We start from the raw sequence: 24,135 nt of genomic DNA on the forward strand, positions 1-24,135 counted from the left end.
ATAAAAGAAACGATTCTACATAGACCAGTAGATAAATTCACAGTTGGAGTTGATATAAAATGAGTCAAGAAGAATTAAATCTCAATGACCAGTTGCTAGTAAGACGGGAAAAAATGCAAAAGCATCGCGACAAAGGGTTGGATCCATTTGGCGCAAGATTTGAGCGCAATGCTGATTCCAAACAATTAATCGCTAAATATGGCGAAATTGAAAAAGAACAATTAGACGAAGAGCCAATCGAAGTTACCCTCGCTGGTCGGATCATGACCAAACGCGGAAAAGGGAAAGCTGGATTCGCGCATATCCAAGACCTAACAGGACAAATCCAATTGTACGTTAGAAAAGATGCAGTTGGAGATGACGCATATGAAATTTTCAATTCTATCGACATTGGAGATATCGTTGGCGTAACAGGCTATGTGTTTAAAACTAAAGTAGGGGAGCTGTCTATTAAAACAACGTCCTTTGAATTGCTATCCAAAGCCCTACGTCCGCTACCGGAAAAGTACCACGGCTTAAAAGATGTGGAACAACGCTATCGTCAGCGTTATCTAGATCTCATCACCAATCCAGAAAGCAAAGAAACATTTATTGCTCGTTCAAGAATCATCCAAGCAATGCGTCGCTACCTAGATGACCACGGATATTTAGAAGTGGAAACGCCTATGATGCATTCCATTGCCGGCGGAGCATCTGCACGTCCATTTATTACGCATCACAACACACTAGATATGACTTTATATATGCGTATTGCTATTGAGCTTCACCTAAAGCGCCTAATTGTTGGTGGTCTCGAGAAAGTGTATGAGATTGGCCGCGTCTTCCGTAACGAAGGAGTATCCACGCGACATAACCCAGAATTTACGATGATTGAGTTATATGAAGCTTATGCTGATTACAAGGATATCATGGCACTAACAGAAAACCTTGTTGCGCACATCGCACAAGAAGTATTAGGCACTACAAAAGTACAATATGCAGACAGTGAAATTGATCTTACACCTCAATGGAAAAGACTGCATATGGTAGATGCGGTAAAAGAAGCAACGGGTGTCGATTTCTGGCAACAAATGACCGACGAAGAAGCGCGTGCTCTTGCAAAAGAACATGGCGTAGACGTAACCGAACACATGCAATTTGGTCATATTGTTAATGAATTCTTCGAGCAAAAAGTGGAAGAAACGTTGATACAGCCGACCTTTATCTATGGTCACCCTGTGGAAATTTCTCCACTTGCAAAGAAAAACGCAGAAGATCCACGCTTCACAGATCGCTTTGAGCTCTTCATTGTTGGTCGTGAGCACGCTAATGCCTTCACAGAGCTAAATGATCCAATCGATCAAAAAGAGCGCTTTGAAGCCCAGCTTGTGGAAAAGGAACAAGGAAACGACGAAGCGCATGAGATGGATCATGACTTCATTGAAGCCCTAGAATACGGAATGCCACCAACTGGCGGACTCGGTATCGGTATCGACCGTCTAGTAATGCTCTTAACAAACTCTCCATCTATTAGGGATGTACTACTATTCCCACAGATGAGACATCGTTAATAAGGAACACCACAACACGACCTCAGGGGACAATCTGAGGTCGTGTTTTTTCATTCGTATCTTCTCTTAGAATTATAAGACTATTACAACATTATCACTTTCTTAAAATAATAGAAAAAACCTATTGCCTTTAGTTTCAGAGGGTGGTATATTAATATTCGTTGTCACAAACGACAACACATCAGTTTTAAAAAACATGAAAAAAGATGTTGACTTAATCATTTGGTTTTGGTAAGATAATAAAGTCGCTCTTTTGACAAGATGCTCTTTGAAAACTAAACAAAACAACAGCGTCCACGTTGACCTTACGGGGTTAACATGAACGAATTTAAGTAACAAGCTAGCAACAAATTTTGAGCAACAGCTCAAACTCTTTATTGGAGAGTTTGATCCTGGCTCAGGACGAACGCTGGCGGCGTGCCTAATACATGCAAGTCGAGCGAACTTCTTAAAAGCTTGCTTTTATAGAAGTTAGCGGCGGACGGGTGAGTAACACGTGGGCAACCTGCCTGTAAGACTGGGATAACTTCGGGAAACCGGAGCTAATACCGGATAATACAAGAAACCTCCTGGTTTCTTGTTGAAAGATGGTTTCGGCTATCACTTACAGATGGGCCCGCGGCGCATTAGCTAGTTGGTGAGGTAACGGCTCACCAAGGCGACGATGCGTAGCCGACCTGAGAGGGTGATCGGCCACACTGGGACTGAGACACGGCCCAGACTCCTACGGGAGGCAGCAGTAGGGAATCTTCCACAATGGACGAAAGTCTGATGGAGCAACGCCGCGTGAGCGATGAAGGCCTTCGGGTCGTAAAGCTCTGTTGTTAGGGAAGAACAAGTGCGAGAGTAACTGCTCGCACCTTGACGGTACCTAACCAGAAAGCCACGGCTAACTACGTGCCAGCAGCCGCGGTAATACGTAGGTGGCAAGCGTTGTCCGGAATTATTGGGCGTAAAGCGCGCGCAGGCGGTTTCTTAAGTCTGATGTGAAAGCCCACGGCTCAACCGTGGAGGGTCATTGGAAACTGGGGAACTTGAGTGCAGAAGAGGAGAGTGGAATTCCACGTGTAGCGGTGAAATGCGTAGAGATGTGGAGGAACACCAGTGGCGAAGGCGACTCTCTGGTCTGTAACTGACGCTGAGGCGCGAAAGCGTGGGGAGCAAACAGGATTAGATACCCTGGTAGTCCACGCCGTAAACGATGAGTGCTAAGTGTTAGAGGGTTTCCGCCCTTTAGTGCTGCAGCTAACGCATTAAGCACTCCGCCTGGGGAGTACGGTCGCAAGACTGAAACTCAAAGGAATTGACGGGGGCCCGCACAAGCGGTGGAGCATGTGGTTTAATTCGAAGCAACGCGAAGAACCTTACCAGGTCTTGACATCCTCTGACCACTCTAGAGATAGAGCCTTCCCCTTCGGGGGACAGAGTGACAGGTGGTGCATGGTTGTCGTCAGCTCGTGTCGTGAGATGTTGGGTTAAGTCCCGCAACGAGCGCAACCCTTGATCTTAGTTGCCAGCATTCAGTTGGGCACTCTAAGGTGACTGCCGGTGACAAACCGGAGGAAGGTGGGGATGACGTCAAATCATCATGCCCCTTATGACCTGGGCTACACACGTGCTACAATGGACGGTACAAAGGGCAGCAAAACCGCGAGGTCGAGCCAATCCCATAAAACCGTTCTCAGTTCGGATTGCAGGCTGCAACTCGCCTGCATGAAGCCGGAATCGCTAGTAATCGCGGATCAGCATGCCGCGGTGAATACGTTCCCGGGCCTTGTACACACCGCCCGTCACACCACGAGAGTTTGTAACACCCGAAGTCGGTGGGGTAACCTTTTGGAGCCAGCCGCCTAAGGTGGGACAGATGATTGGGGTGAAGTCGTAACAAGGTAGCCGTATCGGAAGGTGCGGCTGGATCACCTCCTTTCTAAGGATAAAGACGCTTGTTGTTTTGTTTAGTTTTGAGAGAGCATTCTCTCAATTATGAATGGCAAATCTGACGATTTGTCTCATTTGTTCCTTGAAAACTAGATAATGTAACTAATATCAAGATATTCACAAAATATCGTTCATCTTAGTAATTTTCTAATAGATATCATCGCTGATATCGACACAGACCAATTTTGGTCAACGGTTAAGTTATTAAGGGCGCACGGTGGATGCCTTGGCACTAGGAGCCGATGAAGGACGGGACTAACACCGATATGCTTCGGGGAGCTGTAAGTAAGCGTTGATCCGGAGATTTCCGAATGGGGAAACCCACTGCTCGTAATGGAGCAGTATCCTTATCTGAATACATAGGGTATGGAAGGCAGACCCGGGGAACTGAAACATCTTAGTACCCGGAGGAAGAGAAAGCAAATGCGATTTCCTGAGTAGCGGCGAGCGAAACGGAATTAGCCCAAACCAAGAGGCTTGCCTCTTGGGGTTGTAGGACACTCTACATGGAGTTACAAAGGAACGGGGTAGATGAAGCGACCTGGAAAGGTCCGTCATAGAAGGTAAAAACCCTGTAGTTGAAACTTCGTTCCCTCCTGAGTGGATCCTGAGTACGGCGGGACACGAGAAATCCCGTCGGAAGCAGGGAGGACCATCTCCCAAGGCTAAATACTCCCTAGTGACCGATAGTGAACCAGTACCGTGAGGGAAAGGTGAAAAGCACCCCGGAAGGGGAGTGAAATAGATCCTGAAACCGTGTGCCTACAAGTAGTTAGAGCCCGTTAATGGGTGATAGCGTGCCTTTTGTAGAATGAACCGGCGAGTTACGATCCCGTGCAAGGTTAAGTCGAAGAGACGGAGCCGTAGCGAAAGCGAGTCTGAATAGGGCGCATGAGTACGTGGTCGTAGACCCGAAACCAGGTGATCTACCCATGTCCAGGGTGAAGTTCAGGTAACACTGAATGGAGGCCCGAACCGACTCACGTTGAAAAGTGAGCGGATGAGGTGTGGGTAGGGGTGAAATGCCAATCGAACCTGGAGATAGCTGGTTCTCTCCGAAATAGCTTTAGGGCTAGCCTCATGTAGTAAGAGTCTTGGAGGTAGAGCACTGATTGGACTAGGGGTCCTCATCGGATTACCGAATTCAGTCAAACTCCGAATGCCAAAGACTTATCCATGGGAGTCAGACTGCGAGTGATAAGATCCGTAGTCAAGAGGGAAACAGCCCAGACCGCCAGCTAAGGTCCCCAAGTATACGTTAAGTGGAAAAGGATGTGGAGTTGCTTAGACAACCAGGATGTTGGCTTAGAAGCAGCCACCATTTAAAGAGTGCGTAATAGCTCACTGGTCGAGTGACTCTGCGCCGAAAATGTACCGGGGCTAAACGTATCACCGAAGCTGCGGACTGTTCTTACGAACAGTGGTAGGAGAGCGTTCTAAGGGCGTTGAAGCTAGACCGGAAGGACTGGTGGAGCGCTTAGAAGTGAGAATGCCGGTATGAGTAGCGAAAGAAGGGTGAGAATCCCTTCCACCGAATGCCTAAGGTTTCCTGAGGAAGGCTCGTCCGCTCAGGGTTAGTCGGGACCTAAGCCGAGGCCGAAAGGCGTAGGCGATGGATAACAGGTTGATATTCCTGTACCACCTCCACTCCGTTTGAGCAACGGGGGGACGCAGAAGGATAGGGTAAGCGCGCTGTTGGATATGCGCGTCTAAGCAGTAAGGCTGAGAAGTAGGCAAATCCGCTTCTCCTATAAGGCTGAGCTGTGATAGCGAGGGAAATATAGTACCGAAGTTCCTGATTTCACACTGCCAAGAAAAGCCTCTAGCGAGGAGTGAGGTGCCCGTACCGCAAACCGACACAGGTAGGCGAGGAGAGAATCCTAAGGTGAGCGAGAGAACTCTGGTTAAGGAACTCGGCAAAATGACCCCGTAACTTCGGGAGAAGGGGTGCTCTGTTAGGGTGTTAAAGCCCGAGAGAGCCGCAGTGAATAGGCCCAGGCGACTGTTTAGCAAAAACACAGGTCTCTGCGAAGCCGTAAGGCGAAGTATAGGGGCTGACGCCTGCCCGGTGCTGGAAGGTTAAGGGGAGAGGTTAGCGCAAGCGAAGCTTTGAACCGAAGCCCCAGTAAACGGCGGCCGTAACTATAACGGTCCTAAGGTAGCGAAATTCCTTGTCGGGTAAGTTCCGACCCGCACGAAAGGCGTAACGATCTGGGCACTGTCTCAACCAGAGACTCGGTGAAATTATAGTACCTGTGAAGATGCAGGTTACCCGCGACAGGACGGAAAGACCCCGTGGAGCTTTACTGTAGCCTGATATTGAATTTTGGTACAGCTTGTACAGGATAGGTAGGAGCCTTGGAAGCCGGAGCGCTAGCTTCGGTGGAGGCGTCGGTGGGATACTACCCTGGCTGTATTGAAATTCTAACCCGCAGCCCTTATCGGGCTGGGAGACAGTGTCAGGTGGGCAGTTTGACTGGGGCGGTCGCCTCCTAAAGAGTAACGGAGGCGCCCAAAGGTTCCCTCAGAATGGTTGGAAATCATTCGCAGAGTGTAAAGGCACAAGGGAGCTTGACTGCGAGACCTACAAGTCGAGCAGGGACGAAAGTCGGGCTTAGTGATCCGGTGGTTCCGCATGGAAGGGCCATCGCTCAACGGATAAAAGCTACCCCGGGGATAACAGGCTTATCTCCCCCAAGAGTCCACATCGACGGGGAGGTTTGGCACCTCGATGTCGGCTCATCGCATCCTGGGGCTGTAGTCGGTCCCAAGGGTTGGGCTGTTCGCCCATTAAAGCGGTACGCGAGCTGGGTTCAGAACGTCGTGAGACAGTTCGGTCCCTATCCGTCGTGGGCGCAGGAAATTTGAGAGGAGCTGTCCTTAGTACGAGAGGACCGGGATGGACGCACCGCTGGTGTACCAGTTGTCTTGCCAAAGGCATAGCTGGGTAGCTACGTGCGGACGGGATAAGTGCTGAAAGCATCTAAGCATGAAGCCCCCCTCAAGATGAGATTTCCTTTTACTTCGGTAAGTAAGATCCCTGAAAGATGATCAGGTAGATAGGTTCGAGGTGGAAGCGTGGCGACACGTGCAGCTGACGAATACTAATCGATCGAGGACTTAACCCAATATGATTTACATGATGACACGATAGAATTCTTGATAGGAACACATTATCTAGTTTTGAAGGAACAAAAAAGCTTGAAAAATAGCTTGATTTTCCTTTGGAAAACCGTATAATATAATTTGTCTGGTGGCGATAGCGAAGAGGTCACACCCGTTCCCATACCGAACACGGAAGTTAAGCTCTTCAGCGCCGATGGTAGTTGGGGGCTGTCCCCCTGTGAGAGTAGGACGTTGCCAGGCGGATTAAAAATGGAGGATTAGCTCAGCTGGGAGAGCACCTGCCTTACAAGCAGGGGGTCGGCGGTTCGATCCCGTCATCCTCCACCATTATTTTTTCACGAAGTGAAAGTTTCTTATATGCCGGTGTAGCTCAGTTGGTAGAGCAACTGACTTGTAATCAGTAGGTCGTGGGTTCGACTCCTATCGCCGGCACCATCTTGTGCCATTAGCTCAGTCGGTAGAGCATCTGACTTTTAATCAGAGGGTCGAAGGTTCGAGTCCTTCATGGCACACCATTTATCATGCGGGTGTGGCGGAATTGGCAGACGCGCTAGACTTAGGATCTAGTGTCTTTGACGTGGGGGTTCGAGTCCCTTCACCCGCATTATAGTTAGCGGAAGTAGTTCAGTGGTAGAACACCACCTTGCCAAGGTGGGGGTCGCGGGTTCGAATCCCGTCTTCCGCTCCATTGAATTGCCGGGGTGGCGGAACTGGCAGACGCACAGGACTTAAAATCCTGCGGTAGGTGACTACCGTACCGGTTCGATTCCGGTCCTCGGCACCATCTTTTTCAAATTAATAGATAATGCGCCCGTAGCTCAATTGGATAGAGCGTTTGACTACGGATCAAAAGGTTAGGGGTTCGAGTCCTCTCGGGCGCGCCATTTACGGGGAGTAGCTCAGCTTGGTAGAGCACTTGGTTTGGGACCAAGGGGTCGCAGGTTCAAATCCTGTCTTCCCGACCAGTAGAAAATCATATGTTTAAGGGGCCTTAGCTCAGCTGGGAGAGCGCCTGCTTTGCACGCAGGAGGTCAGCGGTTCGATCCCGCTAGGCTCCACCAGGATGTTTTCATCTACTAGTGAAAACAACCTTCAATATTACCGATGCTCTTTGAAAACTAAACAAAACAACAGCGTCCACGTTGACCTTACGGGGTTAACATGAACGAATTTAAGTAACAAGCTAGCAACAAATTTTGAGCAACAGCTCAAACTCTTTATTGGAGAGTTTGATCCTGGCTCAGGACGAACGCTGGCGGCGTGCCTAATACATGCAAGTCGAGCGAACTTCTTAAAAGCTTGCTTTTATAGAAGTTAGCGGCGGACGGGTGAGTAACACGTGGGCAACCTGCCTGTAAGACTGGGATAACTTCGGGAAACCGGAGCTAATACCGGATAATACAAGAAACCTCCTGGTTTCTTGTTGAAAGATGGTTTCGGCTATCACTTACAGATGGGCCCGCGGCGCATTAGCTAGTTGGTGAGGTAACGGCTCACCAAGGCGACGATGCGTAGCCGACCTGAGAGGGTGATCGGCCACACTGGGACTGAGACACGGCCCAGACTCCTACGGGAGGCAGCAGTAGGGAATCTTCCACAATGGACGAAAGTCTGATGGAGCAACGCCGCGTGAGCGATGAAGGCCTTCGGGTCGTAAAGCTCTGTTGTTAGGGAAGAACAAGTGCGAGAGTAACTGCTCGCACCTTGACGGTACCTAACCAGAAAGCCACGGCTAACTACGTGCCAGCAGCCGCGGTAATACGTAGGTGGCAAGCGTTGTCCGGAATTATTGGGCGTAAAGCGCGCGCAGGCGGTTTCTTAAGTCTGATGTGAAAGCCCACGGCTCAACCGTGGAGGGTCATTGGAAACTGGGGAACTTGAGTGCAGAAGAGGAGAGTGGAATTCCACGTGTAGCGGTGAAATGCGTAGAGATGTGGAGGAACACCAGTGGCGAAGGCGACTCTCTGGTCTGTAACTGACGCTGAGGCGCGAAAGCGTGGGGAGCAAACAGGATTAGATACCCTGGTAGTCCACGCCGTAAACGATGAGTGCTAAGTGTTAGAGGGTTTCCGCCCTTTAGTGCTGCAGCTAACGCATTAAGCACTCCGCCTGGGGAGTACGGTCGCAAGACTGAAACTCAAAGGAATTGACGGGGGCCCGCACAAGCGGTGGAGCATGTGGTTTAATTCGAAGCAACGCGAAGAACCTTACCAGGTCTTGACATCCTCTGACCACTCTAGAGATAGAGCCTTCCCCTTCGGGGGACAGAGTGACAGGTGGTGCATGGTTGTCGTCAGCTCGTGTCGTGAGATGTTGGGTTAAGTCCCGCAACGAGCGCAACCCTTGATCTTAGTTGCCAGCATTCAGTTGGGCACTCTAAGGTGACTGCCGGTGACAAACCGGAGGAAGGTGGGGATGACGTCAAATCATCATGCCCCTTATGACCTGGGCTACACACGTGCTACAATGGACGGTACAAAGGGCAGCAAAACCGCGAGGTCGAGCCAATCCCATAAAACCGTTCTCAGTTCGGATTGCAGGCTGCAACTCGCCTGCATGAAGCCGGAATCGCTAGTAATCGCGGATCAGCATGCCGCGGTGAATACGTTCCCGGGCCTTGTACACACCGCCCGTCACACCACGAGAGTTTGTAACACCCGAAGTCGGTGGGGTAACCTTTTGGAGCCAGCCGCCTAAGGTGGGACAGATGATTGGGGTGAAGTCGTAACAAGGTAGCCGTATCGGAAGGTGCGGCTGGATCACCTCCTTTCTAAGGATAAAGACGCTTGTTGTTTTGTTTAGTTTTGAGAGAGCATTCTCTCAATTATGAATGGCAAATCTGACGATTTGTCTCATTTGTTCCTTGAAAACTAGATAATGTAACTAATATCAAGATATTCACAAAATATCGTTCATCTTAGTAATTTTCTAATAGATATCATCGCTGATATCGACACAGACCAATTTTGGTCAACGGTTAAGTTATTAAGGGCGCACGGTGGATGCCTTGGCACTAGGAGCCGATGAAGGACGGGACTAACACCGATATGCTTCGGGGAGCTGTAAGTAAGCGTTGATCCGGAGATTTCCGAATGGGGAAACCCACTGCTCGTAATGGAGCAGTATCCTTATCTGAATACATAGGGTATGGAAGGCAGACCCGGGGAACTGAAACATCTTAGTACCCGGAGGAAGAGAAAGCAAATGCGATTTCCTGAGTAGCGGCGAGCGAAACGGAATTAGCCCAAACCAAGAGGCTTGCCTCTTGGGGTTGTAGGACACTCTACATGGAGTTACAAAGGAACGGGGTAGATGAAGCGACCTGGAAAGGTCCGTCATAGAAGGTAAAAACCCTGTAGTTGAAACTTCGTTCCCTCCTGAGTGGATCCTGAGTACGGCGGGACACGAGAAATCCCGTCGGAAGCAGGGAGGACCATCTCCCAAGGCTAAATACTCCCTAGTGACCGATAGTGAACCAGTACCGTGAGGGAAAGGTGAAAAGCACCCCGGAAGGGGAGTGAAATAGATCCTGAAACCGTGTGCCTACAAGTAGTTAGAGCCCGTTAATGGGTGATAGCGTGCCTTTTGTAGAATGAACCGGCGAGTTACGATCCCGTGCAAGGTTAAGTCGAAGAGACGGAGCCGTAGCGAAAGCGAGTCTGAATAGGGCGCATGAGTACGTGGTCGTAGACCCGAAACCAGGTGATCTACCCATGTCCAGGGTGAAGTTCAGGTAACACTGAATGGAGGCCCGAACCGACTCACGTTGAAAAGTGAGCGGATGAGGTGTGGGTAGGGGTGAAATGCCAATCGAACCTGGAGATAGCTGGTTCTCTCCGAAATAGCTTTAGGGCTAGCCTCATGTAGTAAGAGTCTTGGAGGTAGAGCACTGATTGGACTAGGGGTCCTCATCGGATTACCGAATTCAGTCAAACTCCGAATGCCAAAGACTTATCCATGGGAGTCAGACTGCGAGTGATAAGATCCGTAGTCAAGAGGGAAACAGCCCAGACCGCCAGCTAAGGTCCCCAAGTATACGTTAAGTGGAAAAGGATGTGGAGTTGCTTAGACAACCAGGATGTTGGCTTAGAAGCAGCCACCATTTAAAGAGTGCGTAATAGCTCACTGGTCGAGTGACTCTGCGCCGAAAATGTACCGGGGCTAAACGTATCACCGAAGCTGCGGACTGTTCTTACGAACAGTGGTAGGAGAGCGTTCTAAGGGCGTTGAAGCTAGACCGGAAGGACTGGTGGAGCGCTTAGAAGTGAGAATGCCGGTATGAGTAGCGAAAGAAGGGTGAGAATCCCTTCCACCGAATGCCTAAGGTTTCCTGAGGAAGGCTCGTCCGCTCAGGGTTAGTCGGGACCTAAGCCGAGGCCGAAAGGCGTAGGCGATGGATAACAGGTTGATATTCCTGTACCACCTCCACTCCGTTTGAGCAACGGGGGGACGCAGAAGGATAGGGTAAGCGCGCTGTTGGATATGCGCGTCTAAGCAGTAAGGCTGAGAAGTAGGCAAATCCGCTTCTCCTATAAGGCTGAGCTGTGATAGCGAGGGAAATATAGTACCGAAGTTCCTGATTTCACACTGCCAAGAAAAGCCTCTAGCGAGGAGTGAGGTGCCCGTACCGCAAACCGACACAGGTAGGCGAGGAGAGAATCCTAAGGTGAGCGAGAGAACTCTGGTTAAGGAACTCGGCAAAATGACCCCGTAACTTCGGGAGAAGGGGTGCTCTGTTAGGGTGTTAAAGCCCGAGAGAGCCGCAGTGAATAGGCCCAGGCGACTGTTTAGCAAAAACACAGGTCTCTGCGAAGCCGTAAGGCGAAGTATAGGGGCTGACGCCTGCCCGGTGCTGGAAGGTTAAGGGGAGAGGTTAGCGCAAGCGAAGCTTTGAACCGAAGCCCCAGTAAACGGCGGCCGTAACTATAACGGTCCTAAGGTAGCGAAATTCCTTGTCGGGTAAGTTCCGACCCGCACGAAAGGCGTAACGATCTGGGCACTGTCTCAACCAGAGACTCGGTGAAATTATAGTACCTGTGAAGATGCAGGTTACCCGCGACAGGACGGAAAGACCCCGTGGAGCTTTACTGTAGCCTGATATTGAATTTTGGTACAGCTTGTACAGGATAGGTAGGAGCCTTGGAAGCCGGAGCGCTAGCTTCGGTGGAGGCGTCGGTGGGATACTACCCTGGCTGTATTGAAATTCTAACCCGCAGCCCTTATCGGGCTGGGAGACAGTGTCAGGTGGGCAGTTTGACTGGGGCGGTCGCCTCCTAAAGAGTAACGGAGGCGCCCAAAGGTTCCCTCAGAATGGTTGGAAATCATTCGCAGAGTGTAAAGGCACAAGGGAGCTTGACTGCGAGACCTACAAGTCGAGCAGGGACGAAAGTCGGGCTTAGTGATCCGGTGGTTCCGCATGGAAGGGCCATCGCTCAACGGATAAAAGCTACCCCGGGGATAACAGGCTTATCTCCCCCAAGAGTCCACATCGACGGGGAGGTTTGGCACCTCGATGTCGGCTCATCGCATCCTGGGGCTGTAGTCGGTCCCAAGGGTTGGGCTGTTCGCCCATTAAAGCGGTACGCGAGCTGGGTTCAGAACGTCGTGAGACAGTTCGGTCCCTATCCGTCGTGGGCGCAGGAAATTTGAGAGGAGCTGTCCTTAGTACGAGAGGACCGGGATGGACGCACCGCTGGTGTACCAGTTGTCTTGCCAAAGGCATAGCTGGGTAGCTACGTGCGGACGGGATAAGTGCTGAAAGCATCTAAGCATGAAGCCCCCCTCAAGATGAGATTTCCTTTTACTTCGGTAAGTAAGATCCCTGAAAGATGATCAGGTAGATAGGTTCGAGGTGGAAGCGTGGCGACACGTGCAGCTGACGAATACTAATCGATCGAGGACTTAACCCAATATGATTTACATGATGACACGATAGAATTCTTGATAGGAACACATTATCTAGTTTTGAAGGAACAAAAAAGCTTGAAAAATAGCTTGATTTTCCTTTGGAAAACCGTATAATATAATTTGTCTGGTGGCGATAGCGAAGAGGTCACACCCGTTCCCATACCGAACACGGAAGTTAAGCTCTTCAGCGCCGATGGTAGTTGGGGGCTGTCCCCCTGTGAGAGTAGGACGTTGCCAGGCAAATGAAAAGAACCAGTGCTTATGAGAGTAGGCGCTGGTTCTTTTGTGTTTTCTTTTCTCTTGTTGGTATGAGGGAAGGAAAGGTAGCTAAGGGGACGGACCGTTAGGTCATCTAATTGGAAATACTCGATGTGTTTTTCTAGAAAACCGATGCTCGAGTGGCGGGCTCAGAGGAGCAAGTAGATCAAGGAAGCGACCGAGGGAGGACCGGAGTGTACGTTCTTTGGGTACACCAGGACCGGACCGACCGAGCTGACGCAGAAATGCGCCGCTCCTATGAGGACGCCTAGAACACGGAAGTTAAGCTCTGCGGCGCCGATGGTAGTTGGGGGCTGTCCCCCTGTGAGAGTAGGACGTTGCCAGGCAAATGAGAGAAACCAGTGCTTATGTGAGTAGGCGCTGGTTTTTTTGTGTTTTTAAGTGCAAAATTTGCTTATTTTTCATGAAAAGATGGGGTTTGGGGTGATTATTTTAGTTAGATAGCCAAGCTTGACGTGCTCATGAGACATTGCGTGGTAAAAATGCCTGGAATTTAGGTGTTTATTACAAAAAAAGGTAATCAAAATAATCTTTTTCAAAAGTTCGTGCCAAAACCAGGCAAGTTGATGCCGAAACGGTCCGAGTTCGTGCCAAAATTGGTCGAGTTCATGCCAAAAAGCCCCGAGTTGATGCCGATCCTATTTTAGTCACAAATTTTCTCGATCGGACGACCTAAAAATGAAATGAGCTGATAAAAATAGGTCGAGCAGACGTGGTGGACGACGCAAAAATGAGTGGCACTCGTAAAAATAGGTCGAGCAGAGTTGGTGGACGACACAAAAATTAGTAGCACTCGTAAAAATAGGTCGAGCAGAGGTGGTGGACGACGCAAAAATGAGCAGCACTCGTAAAAATAGGTCGAGCAGAGGTGGTGGACGACGCAAAAATGAGTAGAGCTAGAAAAAATAGGTCGAGCAGTTAGTCTGGAAGACACAAAAAAGCGTCCGCACCGTAAAAATAGGTCAAGCAACCAAAACAGCACCAATCCACAGGTATCCTCGCCGCCATCCCAGCCACCCATTCTATGCCCCAGTCCGGCCCATCCCCCTAACCTACTCCACCCACCCCTAACACATGCATCAAAAAGCCATGAATATAAAAAGGAATTTTCGTTGAACTTACTTCCAAGAAATCATGAACAAACGCAAGGTTGCTGCAATAGAAGGTGTGAATGAGCTCGGACTGTGCGATTAATATTGTATGGGAACAGTTCAAGTGCAAGTGCTTCATTTGTTTATTTTACAATGAAAAGATGGGGTAAAGTATGGAGTTAGATGGTCAAAACTGCATACCGGTATAACAATCTCCATTAAATATCCACCACTTCTCTACCTCCACTTCCCAAACTCATTGCCCGCCACCCCCCCATTCTCACCACTTTGAACAAATTTGACCAATACACGTTTAGAGACCGAAAAAAAGTGGAATTCTGATAGTATAATGGGCTTGAAGATTCCCAACGATTCTACATAGGATTACATATATGGTCTTTAAAAGCTGCTGATGCCAAAATTTAGCGAAGGTTATTTGTTGAAATTTTTTTAGAGGTTTTATATATTTTAATTATAGTCAAAGATAGTCAAGGTCAGATTGGAGGGAGAGCATGCGGAACATATCTGATGTGATTGAACAATATTTGAAGCAGGTGCTGGAGCAAAGCAGGGAAAATGCTGCAGAAATCAAGCGGAGTGAAATTGCAGACAGGTTTGAATGTGTACCTTCTCAAATTAATTATGTGATAAATACTCGTTTTACGATGGAACGAGGATATTTAGTAGAAAGCAAGCGTGGTGGCGGGGGCTATATTAGGATAATAAAAATAAAACCTCATGACCAGTTGCAAATGATCAATCAAATTATTGAATTAATAGATGCAAGAGTAACACAATCGAATGCTGAGGATGTTGTATTTCGGTTGGTGGAAGAGAAGGTGATTTCCCCGCGGGAGGCTAAGATTATGCTGAGTGTGATGGACCGATCCGTGTTGTACTTGGGGCTGCCTGAACGGGATGAATTGCGTGCTAGGATGTTAATAGCGATGTTAACGACGTTGAAATATAGGTAGGGGGGATAAACAATGGTGTGTCAGGAGTGTAATGAGCGACCGGCTACCTTGCATTTTACGAAAATCATCAATGGAGAAAAGTCTGAGATTCATGTTTGTGAGCATTGTGCCCATGAAAAGGGGAATATGGCAATGTTTACAGGTGGATCTGGATTTTCCATCAATAACCTATTAGCAGGACTTTTAAATACGGAACAGCCGCTTGCAAATCCGAAAAAGGAAAACTTGGAGCCACAGAAGGTGTTACAGTGTGAACGCTGTAAAATGACGTATCAGCAGTTTGCAAAAATTGGCCGCTTTGGTTGTTCGGAGTGCTATAAAACTTTTTCCGATAGATTACAGCCTATTTTAAAAAGGCTTCATAGCGGGAATACAGAGCATGCTGGGAAAATACCAACAAGAATTGGTGGAAGCTTGCATGTTCGTAAAGAAATAGAGCAATTGAAGCAGGAGCTGCAGGAGTTGATACAGCAAGAGGAGTTTGAGAGTGCAGCCAATACGAGAGATAGAATCAGAGAGCTTGAGCGAGAATTAAGTGATAAAAGAGAGGGGGAGCACTAGATGTCTCTTGAACACTTTTTAAATAATGCGGTGAGTTCCTGGATGAAGCAGGAAGGGCCCTCATCTGATATTGTGTTAAGCAGCAGGGTAAGGCTAGCTAGGAATCTAGAGAAAATGGTTTTTCCAACTGTAGCTAGCAATGAAGAGTCACAAATGGTTGTGGATGTTATGAAGCAGCATTTTGGAGGAAAGACTTTTCACGAGCTTGGTGAAATGGAGTTCCTTTTGATGGAGGAGCTAAACAACTTAGAAAAAAGAGTGCTGGTGGAAAAGCATCTGATAAGTCCACAGCTCGCGGAGGATTCATCATATGGTGCATGTTTATTATCACCGAATGAAGAAGTGAGCATTATGATAAATGAAGAGGATCATATCCGAATTCAGTGCTTGTATCCTGGTTTGCAGCTCGAGCAAGCATTGCAAATGGCAAATTCTCTTGATAATTGGTTAGAAGGAAATATTGATTATGCTTTTGAGGAGAAAAAAGGATACTTAACAAGTTGTCCGACTAATGTGGGTACGGGGCTTAGGGCCTCGGTCATGATGCACCTTCCAGCATTGGTTCTTACGCAGCAGATGAACCGAATTGTTCCAGCAATTAATCAATTAGGATTAGTTGTTAGAGGAATTTATGGGGAAGGTAGCGAAGCATTAGGGAACATCTTTCAGATTTCTAATCAAATGACACTCGGTAAAAGTGAAGAGGATATTGTTCAGGATTTGCTTGGTGTTGTGAATCAGCTGATAACTCAGGAACGCTCTGCCCGTGAAGCATTAGTGAAAACTTCCAACATACAATTAGAAGACAGAGTGTTTCGCTCATACGGGTTACTTTTACACAGCAGGATTATGGAGACGAAAGAGGCAGCAAAATGTTTATCAGATGTAAGGCTTGGCATTGACTTAGGATTTATTGAAGATATATCCCGATCTATTTTAAATGAATTAATGATTTTAACGCAGCCTGGTTTTCTGCAGCAATATGCTGGAGGACCATTAAAGCCAAAGGAACGAGATGTTCGAAGGGCGAGCTTAATTCGGGAAAGAATGAGATTAAAGAGATAAAAACTTTAGGAGGCGATTTTGTATGATGTTTGGTCGATTTACAGAAAGAGCTCAAAAAGTATTAGCGCTTGCTCAGGAAGAAGCCTTGCGCTTAAGTCATACGAATATTGGAACAGAGCATATTCTTCTTGGATTGGTAAGAGAAGGAGAAGGTATTGCGGCGAAAGCGTTGATTGCCCTTGGCTTGGGACCAGAAAAAATACAAAAAGAAGTAGAAAATTTAATTGGTAGAGGACAAGATAGCGGACAATCCATTCCGCACTATACACCAAGAGCGAAAAAAGTGATCGAGCTCTCCATGGATGAAGCAAGAAAGCTTGGACATTCCTACGTTGGAACAGAGCATGTGCTGCTTGGGTTAATTCGTGAGGGAGAAGGAGTTGCTGCCCGCGTTTTAAATAACTTGGGCGTAAGCTTAAATAAAGCACGCCAACAAGTGTTGCAGCTACTTGGCAGCAATGAATCCTCCGGAGGTCATCAAGGTGGGTCCTCTAATAACGTGAACACCCCTACTCTGGATAGTTTGGCAAGAGACTTGACGGCTGTTGCTCGTGAAGGAAGTCTTGATCCGGTGATTGGCCGAAGCAAAGAAATACAACGTGTAATTGAAGTATTAAGCAGAAGAACGAAAAATAACCCAGTGTTAATTGGGGAGCCAGGCGTTGGTAAAACAGCGATCGCAGAAGGTTTAGCACAGCAGATTGTCAACAATGAGGTGCCGGAAATCCTTCGTGATAAGCGCGTGATGACGCTCGATATGGGAACAGTGGTTGCTGGAACGAAATATCGTGGCGAATTTGAGGACCGCCTGAAAAAGGTCATGGATGAAATTCGTCAGGCAGGAAACATCATTCTGTTCATTGATGAGTTGCATACGTTGATTGGAGCTGGAGGAGCAGAAGGTGCGATTGATGCATCGAATATTTTGAAGCCTTCTCTTGCACGTGGGGAATTACAATGTATTGGTGCTACTACGTTAGATGAGTATCGTAAATATATCGAAAAGGATGCGGCTCTTGAACGTCGATTCCAGCCAATTCAAGTGGATGAACCAACCATTGAAGAGTCCATTCAAATCTTAACTGGATTGCGAGATCGCTATGAAGCGCATCACCGTGTATCCATTACCGATGAAGCAATTGAGCAGGCGGTTAAGTTATCGGATCGTTACATTTCTGACCGCTTCTTACCGGATAAAGCGATTGATTTAATTGATGAGGCAGGCTCGAAGGTTCGTTTACGCTCCTTTACGACACCGCCAAATCTGAAAGAGCTGGAAGTAAAGCTTGAGTCCGTTCGCAATGAGAAGGATGCTGCTGTACAGAGTCAGGAATTTGAAAAAGCTGCTTCTTTAAGAGATACCGAGCAACGACTGCGCGAGCAATTAGAAGAAACGAAGAAAACTTGGAAAGAAAAGCAAGGCCAAGAAAATTCAGAGGTCACAGTCGAAGATATTGCGATGGTTGTTTCTAGCTGGACGCGTATTCCAGTATCTAAGCTAGCACAAACCGAAACGGATAAGCTTTTAAATATGGAAGAATTGCTTCACTCTCGAGTGATTGGGCAGGATGAAGCTGTAAAAGCTGTATCCAAAGCCGTTCGTCGAGCACGTGCAGGCTTAAAGGATCCAAAGCGCCCTATTGGTTCGTTCATCTTCCTAGGTCCTACAGGGGTAGGGAAAACGGAGCTTGCAAGAGCGTTAGCAGAATCCATCTTCGGTGATGAGGATGCGATGATCCGCATCGATATGTCGGAGTATATGGAAAAACATGCGACCTCAAGACTTGTGGGGTCCCCTCCAGGATACGTAGGATATGATGAGGGTGGACAGTTAACAGAAAAGGTTCGCCGTAAGCCTTACTCTGTTATCTTATTAGATGAAATTGAAAAAGCACACCCGGATGTATTTAACATTCTCTTGCAGGTATTAGAGGATGGCCGCTTAACGGATTCAAAGGGTCGTACCGTTGATTTCCGCAATACACTTGTCATCATGACCTCAAACGTTGGGGCGGATGCATTGAAACGCAACAAATATGTTGGCTTTAATGTTCAGGATGAAAATCAAAACTATAAAGATATGAAAGGGAAAGTGATGGAGGAGCTGAAAAAAGCTTTCCGTCCAGAATTCCTTAACCGTATCGATGAAATGATTGTGTTCCATTCATTAGAGAAGAAGCACTTGAAGGAAATTGTTACGCTGCTATCTGATCAGTTAACTAAACGTTTGAGAGAACAGGATATTGAGCTGGAATTAACAGATGCTGCGAAAGAGAAAATTTCTGAAGAGGGCTATGATCCAGAGTATGGAGCTAGACCATTGCGCAGAGCGATCCAAAAGCATGTAGAAGATAAGTTATCTGAGGAGCTTCTACGTGGCAATATTGAAAAGGGGAAAAAGATCTTATTAGATGTGGTGGACGGAGAATTTGCTGTCCGCTCAGCAGAGAAAGTGAAATAAAGGATGTCCGTCGCACCGACGAAATAGAAAGTGGAGGGAAGCCATAACACCGTAGGCTTTCCTCCCTTTCTTATATTTTCCAAGGGTTTACAATGGATTAACAGGCTAGAAATAATGTATCATTAGATTAAGGAAAACAATGGTATTTCATTCCTTTTTTGTTCTAAGGAGAGGAATGAATGGAATAAAATAATTGGTGGAATACAATACGAAGCTAAAGAGAGACATGCCACCAGAATAGAGAGGATTTTTTGGATGGCAAAAAGAAAGACGAAATTCATGTGTAAGGAATGTGGCTATGAGTCTCCCAAATGGATGGGGAAATGTCCAGGGTGTCATGCATGGAATACGATGACAGAAGAGCTAGAGGAATCCAGGACCCCAAGAAGGGGAGGGTTTACCACTTCTGTTTCGACGCTTGCAAAAAAAGCAGAATCCATAACCACAGTAGAGAAGCTAAATGAAACAAGAATTCATACAGATATGGAAGAGTGTAATCGCGTGCTTGGTGGAGGACTTGTTCAAGGCTCCCTCGTTCTTATTGGGGGAGATCCCGGTATTGGCAAATCTACCTTATTGCTTCAGGTATGCTGTCAGCTAGCATTAAAGAAGCATCGCGTTCTTTATATTTCAGGAGAAGAATCTGTTCAACAGACAAAGCTACGTGCAGACCGACTAGGCGTGCAAGCGGAAGAACTGTTTGTGTTATCAGAGACGGACTTTGAGCTAGTCGCAAAAGCGGTGGATGATGTACAGCCTACGTTACTCGTAGTAGACTCCATCCAAACAGTCTATCATCCTGCTGTTACCTCCGCACCAGGAAGTGTATCTCAGGTAAGGGAATGTACCGCAGAATTGATGCGCATCGCCAAAACAAAAAATATCGCTGTCTTTATAGTTGGACATGTGACAAAAGAGGGTTCAATAGCGGGACCTCGACTTTTAGAACATATGGTGGATACTGTTTTGTATTTTGAAGGGGAACGACATCATACATACCGGATACTTCGGTCCGTAAAAAATCGATTCGGTTCCACAAATGAGATAGGAATTTTTGAAATGAAGGAAGAAGGATTAACAGAGGTGAAAAATCCTTCTGAAATTTTCTTAGAAGAGCGTTCTAAAGGAGCGGCGGGGTCGACCGTGGTTGCCTCAATGGAAGGTACCCGACCAGTGCTTGTGGAAATTCAAGCGCTCATTTCGCCAACAGGCTACGGAAACCCAAGAAGAATGGCAACAGGCATTGATCATAACAGAGTCTCGTTAATTATGGCAGTGTTGGAAAAAAGGGTTGGTCTGCTTCTACAAAACCAGGATGCCTATTTAAAGGTGGCAGGCGGGGTAAAGCTGGATGAACCTGCGATCGATTTGGCTGTGGCTGTGAGTATTGCTTCAAGCTTTCGAAATCAAACCTCTGAACCAACCGATGTAGTCATTGGAGAGGTAGGCTTAACAGGAGAAATACGGCGAGTATCTCGTATAGAACAAAGAGTGCAGGAAGCAGCCAAACTAGGCTTTAAGCGTGTTATCATCCCTTCCAAAAATTTAGGAGGGTGGACAGCTCCAGAAGGGATTAGCGTGATAGGTGTTGCAACAATTGACCAGGCTCTTCAATATACTCTAGGGGGATAGAGATGGAAGAACAAAGGAAAAAAGATGTAATGGCAGATACCTTGCAATTTATTGCCCCAGGAACGCCAATACGGGAGGGGATTAACAATATCCTTCGCTCGAAAACGGGTGGTCTCGTCGTGGTAGGCTTTAATGAAAAGGTTCGTGATATGGTCGATGGTGGCTTTTCGATTAACTGCTCGTTCAGTCCTGCCTATGTATATGAATTGGCCAAGATGGACGGCGCAATTATTTTAAATGAAAAAGGAACAAAAATCCTTTATGCTAATGCCCAATTAACCCCAAATCCTACCATTCTCTCCACAGAAACGGGGATGAGGCACCGTACGGCCGAGCGTGTGGCCAAGCAAACGGGCTGTCTTGTGATTGCTATTTCTCAGCGCCGAAATGTCATTACCCTTTATAAAGGCGATTTTCGGTATGCACTCCGGGATATCGGGGTTATTTTTACCAAAGCCAATCAAGCAATCCAAACGTTAGAAAAATACAAAACCGTATTGGACCAAGGGATAACTACGCTTGGTGCGCTGGAATTTGAAGAACAAGTTTCACTTTCGGAACTTTTACAGGTTGTGCATCGTATAGAAATGGTATTACGAATTAAAAATGAGATTATTAGCTATATTAATGAGCTGGGAACAGAAGGGCGCCTCATTCGATTGCAAATGACCGAGCTATTGGCACATATTGAGGAAGAAGCAATCTTGCTGATTAAAGATTATTGTGCAGACAAGGATATGGATGCCTTCCTCATTTTAAAGAGGCTTCAGGATATGGCAAATACCGATCTATTAGATGATGCTGTTATTTTGAAGATGCTAGGATACTCAGGTTTTATGAATCAGGATGAAATGGTGCTGCCAAGAGGCTATAGAGTATTGCACAAGATTCCGAGACTTCCTCCCCTTGTTATTGAAAATCTTGTTTGTCAGTTTCAAAAATTAAAGCATATCCTCACCGCTACGGTAGAAGAACTAGATGAAGTAGATGGGATTGGCGAGGTGCGCGCTAGAAAAATAAAAGAAGGCCTGAAGCGAATTCAGGACCAGCTTTTAATAGACCGTCAGATGTAGGGAATGTGACAAATTCATAACAAAAAAAATTAATAGCCTTTTGCAGGTTTTATTTAAGCGAAACTGTTTATAATGAATAAAGGGAGGTGAGGCAATAATGTTAAGGCGTATGGTTCAACTTTTCTTTTTAATTCTTGGTGGGACCCTTGGAATATTCTTTATTCCAGAGCTTTTTTCCATCTTAAATCTAGGAGACATTCCTTTTCTTACAAAGCCTTATACTGTTGCGATATTAGGAGCAATTATATTTTTTATCCTTACTTTTTGGTTAGTGGATTATGTAGTTGGATTTATTAAATGGATAGAGGAATCGCTGGTAAAAGCACCAGTAACCGATGTATTATTCGGAAGTCTCGGCCTTATTTTCGGGTTGATTGTTGCCTATCTGGCTGTCATTCCTTTGGAAAGGATTCCATTTGTCAGCGCTATTTTCCCTATATTTATTACTATTCTATTAGGTTATCTTGGATTTCAGGTCGGCTTTAAAAAGCGAGACGAACTGGTGAATCTATTCTCTATCTCATCCAAGTTTGGAAAGAAAAAATCTATAGAGGATGATGAGCTAGACTTGTCCTCTAAGAAGCTAAAAATATTGGATACTAGTGTGATTATAGATGGCAGAGTAGCAGATATTTGTCAGACAGGCTTTTTAGAAGGAACGATTGTCATCCCACGCTTTGTTCTAGAAGAACTTCAGCACATCGCCGACTCATCGGATGTGTTAAAGAGAAATCGAGGCAGACGAGGATTAGATATCTTAAATAGAATTCAAAAAGAACTAGCCATAAAAGTGGAAATTTATGAAGGTAATTTTGAGGATATACAGGAAGTGGACAGTAAGCTTGTAAAATTGGCCAAGCTCACTTCAGGGGTAGTCGTCACAAATGACTTTAACTTAAATAAAGTGTGTGAACTGCAAAATGTGGAAGTGCTAAATATTAATGATCTGGCCAATGCGGTAAAACCGGTTGTCCTTCCTGGTGAAGAGCTGACCGTTCAAGTGATTAAAGACGGCAAAGAACATAATCAAGGAGTTGCCTACCTAGATGATGGCACGATGATTGTGGTAGAGGAAGGCCGCGACTATATCGGAAAGCATATTCAAGTCTTGGTTACGAGCGTATTGCAAACTTCCGCAGGTCGGATGATTTTCGCCAAGCCCAAGCAACTAGAACGGGCCGCATTATAAGAGAATACTACCAACATCCTCACCCTCTTAACACCATATAAGAGGGTTGATGTTGTTTAGCGGAAACAACAGCCATAAAAATAGAAATGCTATGGGAGAGGCAAAAATGAAGTATAATGTCATCGTATTAGCGGCAGGACAAGGTAAACGCATGAACGCAGGCATGAACAAACAATTCATCGAACTTGCAGGCAAGCCCGTCATCATTCACACCTTGTCTGTTTTTGAGCAAGACCCAGCCTGCATGGAAATCAAGCTCGTCATCAACGAAAAAGAAACCACCATTTTTCAAGAGCTTCTTACCACCTATTCGTTCCAAAAAATAAAAGAAGTAACGTATGGTGGAAAAGAACGTCAAGATAGTGTGTATAATGGGCTCAAGGCGACGACTCCAGAAGGAATTGTGCTTGTGCATGATGGCGCGAGACCCTTTATCACGCAAAAAGTCATCCACAGACTGGTCCATGAAGCTGCCAACGAAGGAGCGGCGATTGTTGCTGTTCCTGTAAAAGATACCATTAAACGAGTGAATCAAGAGGGAATGGTGGAGGAAACTGTGGAACGATCCAGCCTGTGGTCTATTCAAACTCCGCAAGCATTTCGCTATCCGGTTTTGATGGATGCTCACGCCAAAGCAAAGAAAACAGGCTATTTAGGAACAGATGAAGCGAGTCTTGTTGAAAAAATATCCTTCCCCGTTAAAATAGTAGAAGGCGATTATGAAAATATAAAATTAACCACACCAGATGATTTAATATTAGCTAAAGCTATCTTAGAAAAACAAAAGGAGAGGGCGTAATGTTTCGAATTGGACAAGGATTTGATGTACATCAATTTGCAGAAAACCGGCCGTTAATTATTGGAGGAATTACCATACCGTATGAAAAAGGGCTGCTTGGTCATTCGGATGCAGACGTTCTTTTACATACGATTTCTGACGCATGTCTTGGCGCAATAGGCGAAGGAGACATTGGCAAGCATTTTCCCGATACAGATCCAGCCTTTAAAAATGCAGATTCCGCGGTGTTGATGCAACAGGTCTGGGCGATAGTAAAGGAAAAAGGCTATGAGCTTGGGAATGTAGACTGTACGATTATTGCACAAAAGCCCAAAATGGCTCCTTATATTGAACCGATGCGAAAACGAATTGCGGAGCTGTTAGAAGCAGACGTGGAGTGTGTCAATGTTAAAGCCACCACAACGGAAAAGCTGGGCTTTACGGGTAGAGAAGAAGGAATCGCTGCCCAGGCTGCTGTGTTGTTACGAAAGAAATAGATACGAGCGGCATT

General features: G+C 46.6%; 10 protein-coding genes, 9 tRNA genes and 6 rRNA genes. All 25 read left to right on the forward strand.

Annotated elements, in window-relative coordinates; translation table 11 throughout:
* The first annotated feature begins 59 nt into the window (after positions 1-59).
* The 25 genes from lysS (at position 60) to ispF (ending at position 24,121) form a co-directional block, all read left to right on the forward strand.
* The gene (gene lysS, locus FIU87_RS00475) at positions 60-1,550 is read left to right on the forward strand and encodes a lysine--tRNA ligase (protein ID WP_152442806.1); all 1,491 of its coding nucleotides are present in this window, start codon (positions 60-62) and stop codon (positions 1,548-1,550) included.
* A gap of 374 nt (positions 1,551-1,924) precedes the next feature.
* Positions 1,925-3,477 (forward strand): 16S ribosomal RNA (locus tag FIU87_RS00480).
* A gap of 205 nt (positions 3,478-3,682) precedes the next feature.
* Positions 3,683-6,616: ribosomal RNA gene (locus FIU87_RS00485) — 23S ribosomal RNA — on the forward strand.
* Positions 6,617-6,737: 121 nt separating this feature from the next.
* Positions 6,738-6,854 (forward strand): 5S ribosomal RNA (gene rrf, locus FIU87_RS00490).
* Positions 6,855-6,865: 11 nt separating this feature from the next.
* Positions 6,866-6,941 (forward strand) — tRNA-Val (locus FIU87_RS00495).
* Positions 6,942-6,973: 32 nt separating this feature from the next.
* A tRNA-Thr gene (locus FIU87_RS00500) sits at positions 6,974-7,049 on the forward strand.
* Positions 7,050-7,053: 4 nt separating this feature from the next.
* Positions 7,054-7,129: transfer RNA gene (locus FIU87_RS00505), tRNA-Lys, on the forward strand.
* Positions 7,130-7,137: 8 nt separating this feature from the next.
* Positions 7,138-7,218 (forward strand) — tRNA-Leu (locus FIU87_RS00510).
* A 9-nt stretch (positions 7,219-7,227) separates the two neighbouring features.
* Positions 7,228-7,302, forward strand: a tRNA-Gly gene (locus tag FIU87_RS00515).
* A gap of 7 nt (positions 7,303-7,309) precedes the next feature.
* Positions 7,310-7,398, forward strand: a tRNA-Leu gene (locus FIU87_RS00520).
* A gap of 23 nt (positions 7,399-7,421) precedes the next feature.
* Positions 7,422-7,498 (forward strand) — tRNA-Arg (locus FIU87_RS00525).
* A 4-nt stretch (positions 7,499-7,502) separates the two neighbouring features.
* A tRNA-Pro gene (locus FIU87_RS00530) sits at positions 7,503-7,579 on the forward strand.
* A gap of 20 nt (positions 7,580-7,599) precedes the next feature.
* Positions 7,600-7,675, forward strand: a tRNA-Ala gene (locus tag FIU87_RS00535).
* A 156-nt stretch (positions 7,676-7,831) separates the two neighbouring features.
* Positions 7,832-9,384 (forward strand): 16S ribosomal RNA (locus tag FIU87_RS00540).
* A gap of 205 nt (positions 9,385-9,589) precedes the next feature.
* Positions 9,590-12,523 (forward strand): 23S ribosomal RNA (locus FIU87_RS00545).
* Positions 12,524-12,644: 121 nt separating this feature from the next.
* Positions 12,645-12,761 (forward strand): 5S ribosomal RNA (rrf, locus tag FIU87_RS00550).
* Together the 16S, 23S and 5S rRNA genes with 9 tRNA genes alongside form the textbook arrangement of a ribosomal RNA operon.
* A gap of 1,642 nt (positions 12,762-14,403) precedes the next feature.
* Positions 14,404-14,865, forward strand: coding sequence for a CtsR family transcriptional regulator (locus FIU87_RS00560; protein WP_152442808.1), 462 nt, complete (start codon positions 14,404-14,406; stop codon positions 14,863-14,865).
* Positions 14,866-14,877: 12 nt separating this feature from the next.
* Positions 14,878-15,426 carry a protein-arginine kinase activator protein McsA gene (locus FIU87_RS00565; RefSeq protein ID WP_152442809.1) on the forward strand — a complete coding sequence of 183 codons (549 nt, stop codon included), beginning with the start codon at positions 14,878-14,880 and terminating at the stop codon, positions 15,424-15,426.
* Positions 15,427-16,491 (forward strand): protein-arginine kinase McsB, encoded by a 1,065-nt coding sequence (locus tag FIU87_RS00570; RefSeq protein WP_152442810.1) that lies wholly within the window; start codon positions 15,427-15,429, stop codon positions 16,489-16,491.
* Between the two features lie 22 nt (positions 16,492-16,513).
* Positions 16,514-18,952: an ATP-dependent protease ATP-binding subunit ClpC gene (gene clpC / locus FIU87_RS00575; protein ID WP_152442811.1), complete on the forward strand. Its 2,439-nt coding sequence runs from the start codon at positions 16,514-16,516 to the stop codon at positions 18,950-18,952.
* Between the two features lie 255 nt (positions 18,953-19,207).
* Positions 19,208-20,584 carry a DNA repair protein RadA gene (radA, locus tag FIU87_RS00580; protein ID WP_152442812.1) on the forward strand — a complete coding sequence of 459 codons (1,377 nt, stop codon included), beginning with the start codon at positions 19,208-19,210 and terminating at the stop codon, positions 20,582-20,584.
* A 2-nt stretch (positions 20,585-20,586) separates the two neighbouring features.
* Positions 20,587-21,657: a DNA integrity scanning diadenylate cyclase DisA gene (disA, locus tag FIU87_RS00585; RefSeq protein ID WP_152442813.1), complete on the forward strand. Its 1,071-nt coding sequence runs from the start codon at positions 20,587-20,589 to the stop codon at positions 21,655-21,657.
* 97 nt (positions 21,658-21,754) lie between these two features.
* The gene (locus FIU87_RS00590) at positions 21,755-22,846 is read left to right on the forward strand and encodes a PIN/TRAM domain-containing protein (RefSeq protein ID WP_152442814.1); all 1,092 of its coding nucleotides are present in this window, start codon (positions 21,755-21,757) and stop codon (positions 22,844-22,846) included.
* 106 nt (positions 22,847-22,952) lie between these two features.
* Positions 22,953-23,645: a 2-C-methyl-D-erythritol 4-phosphate cytidylyltransferase gene (gene ispD, locus FIU87_RS00595; protein ID WP_152442815.1), complete on the forward strand. Its 693-nt coding sequence runs from the start codon at positions 22,953-22,955 to the stop codon at positions 23,643-23,645.
* Entirely contained in the window at positions 23,645-24,121 is a 477-nt protein-coding gene (ispF, locus tag FIU87_RS00600) for a 2-C-methyl-D-erythritol 2,4-cyclodiphosphate synthase (RefSeq protein ID WP_152442816.1), read from the forward strand. The genes ispD and ispF overlap by 1 nt, the downstream gene beginning before the upstream one ends.
* Positions 24,122-24,135: the final 14 nt, after the last annotated feature.

Origin of the sequence: Bacillus sp. THAF10 (assembly GCF_009363695.1) — a bacterium.
Classification (GTDB): Bacteria; Bacillota; Bacilli; order Bacillales; family Bacillaceae_I; genus Sutcliffiella_A.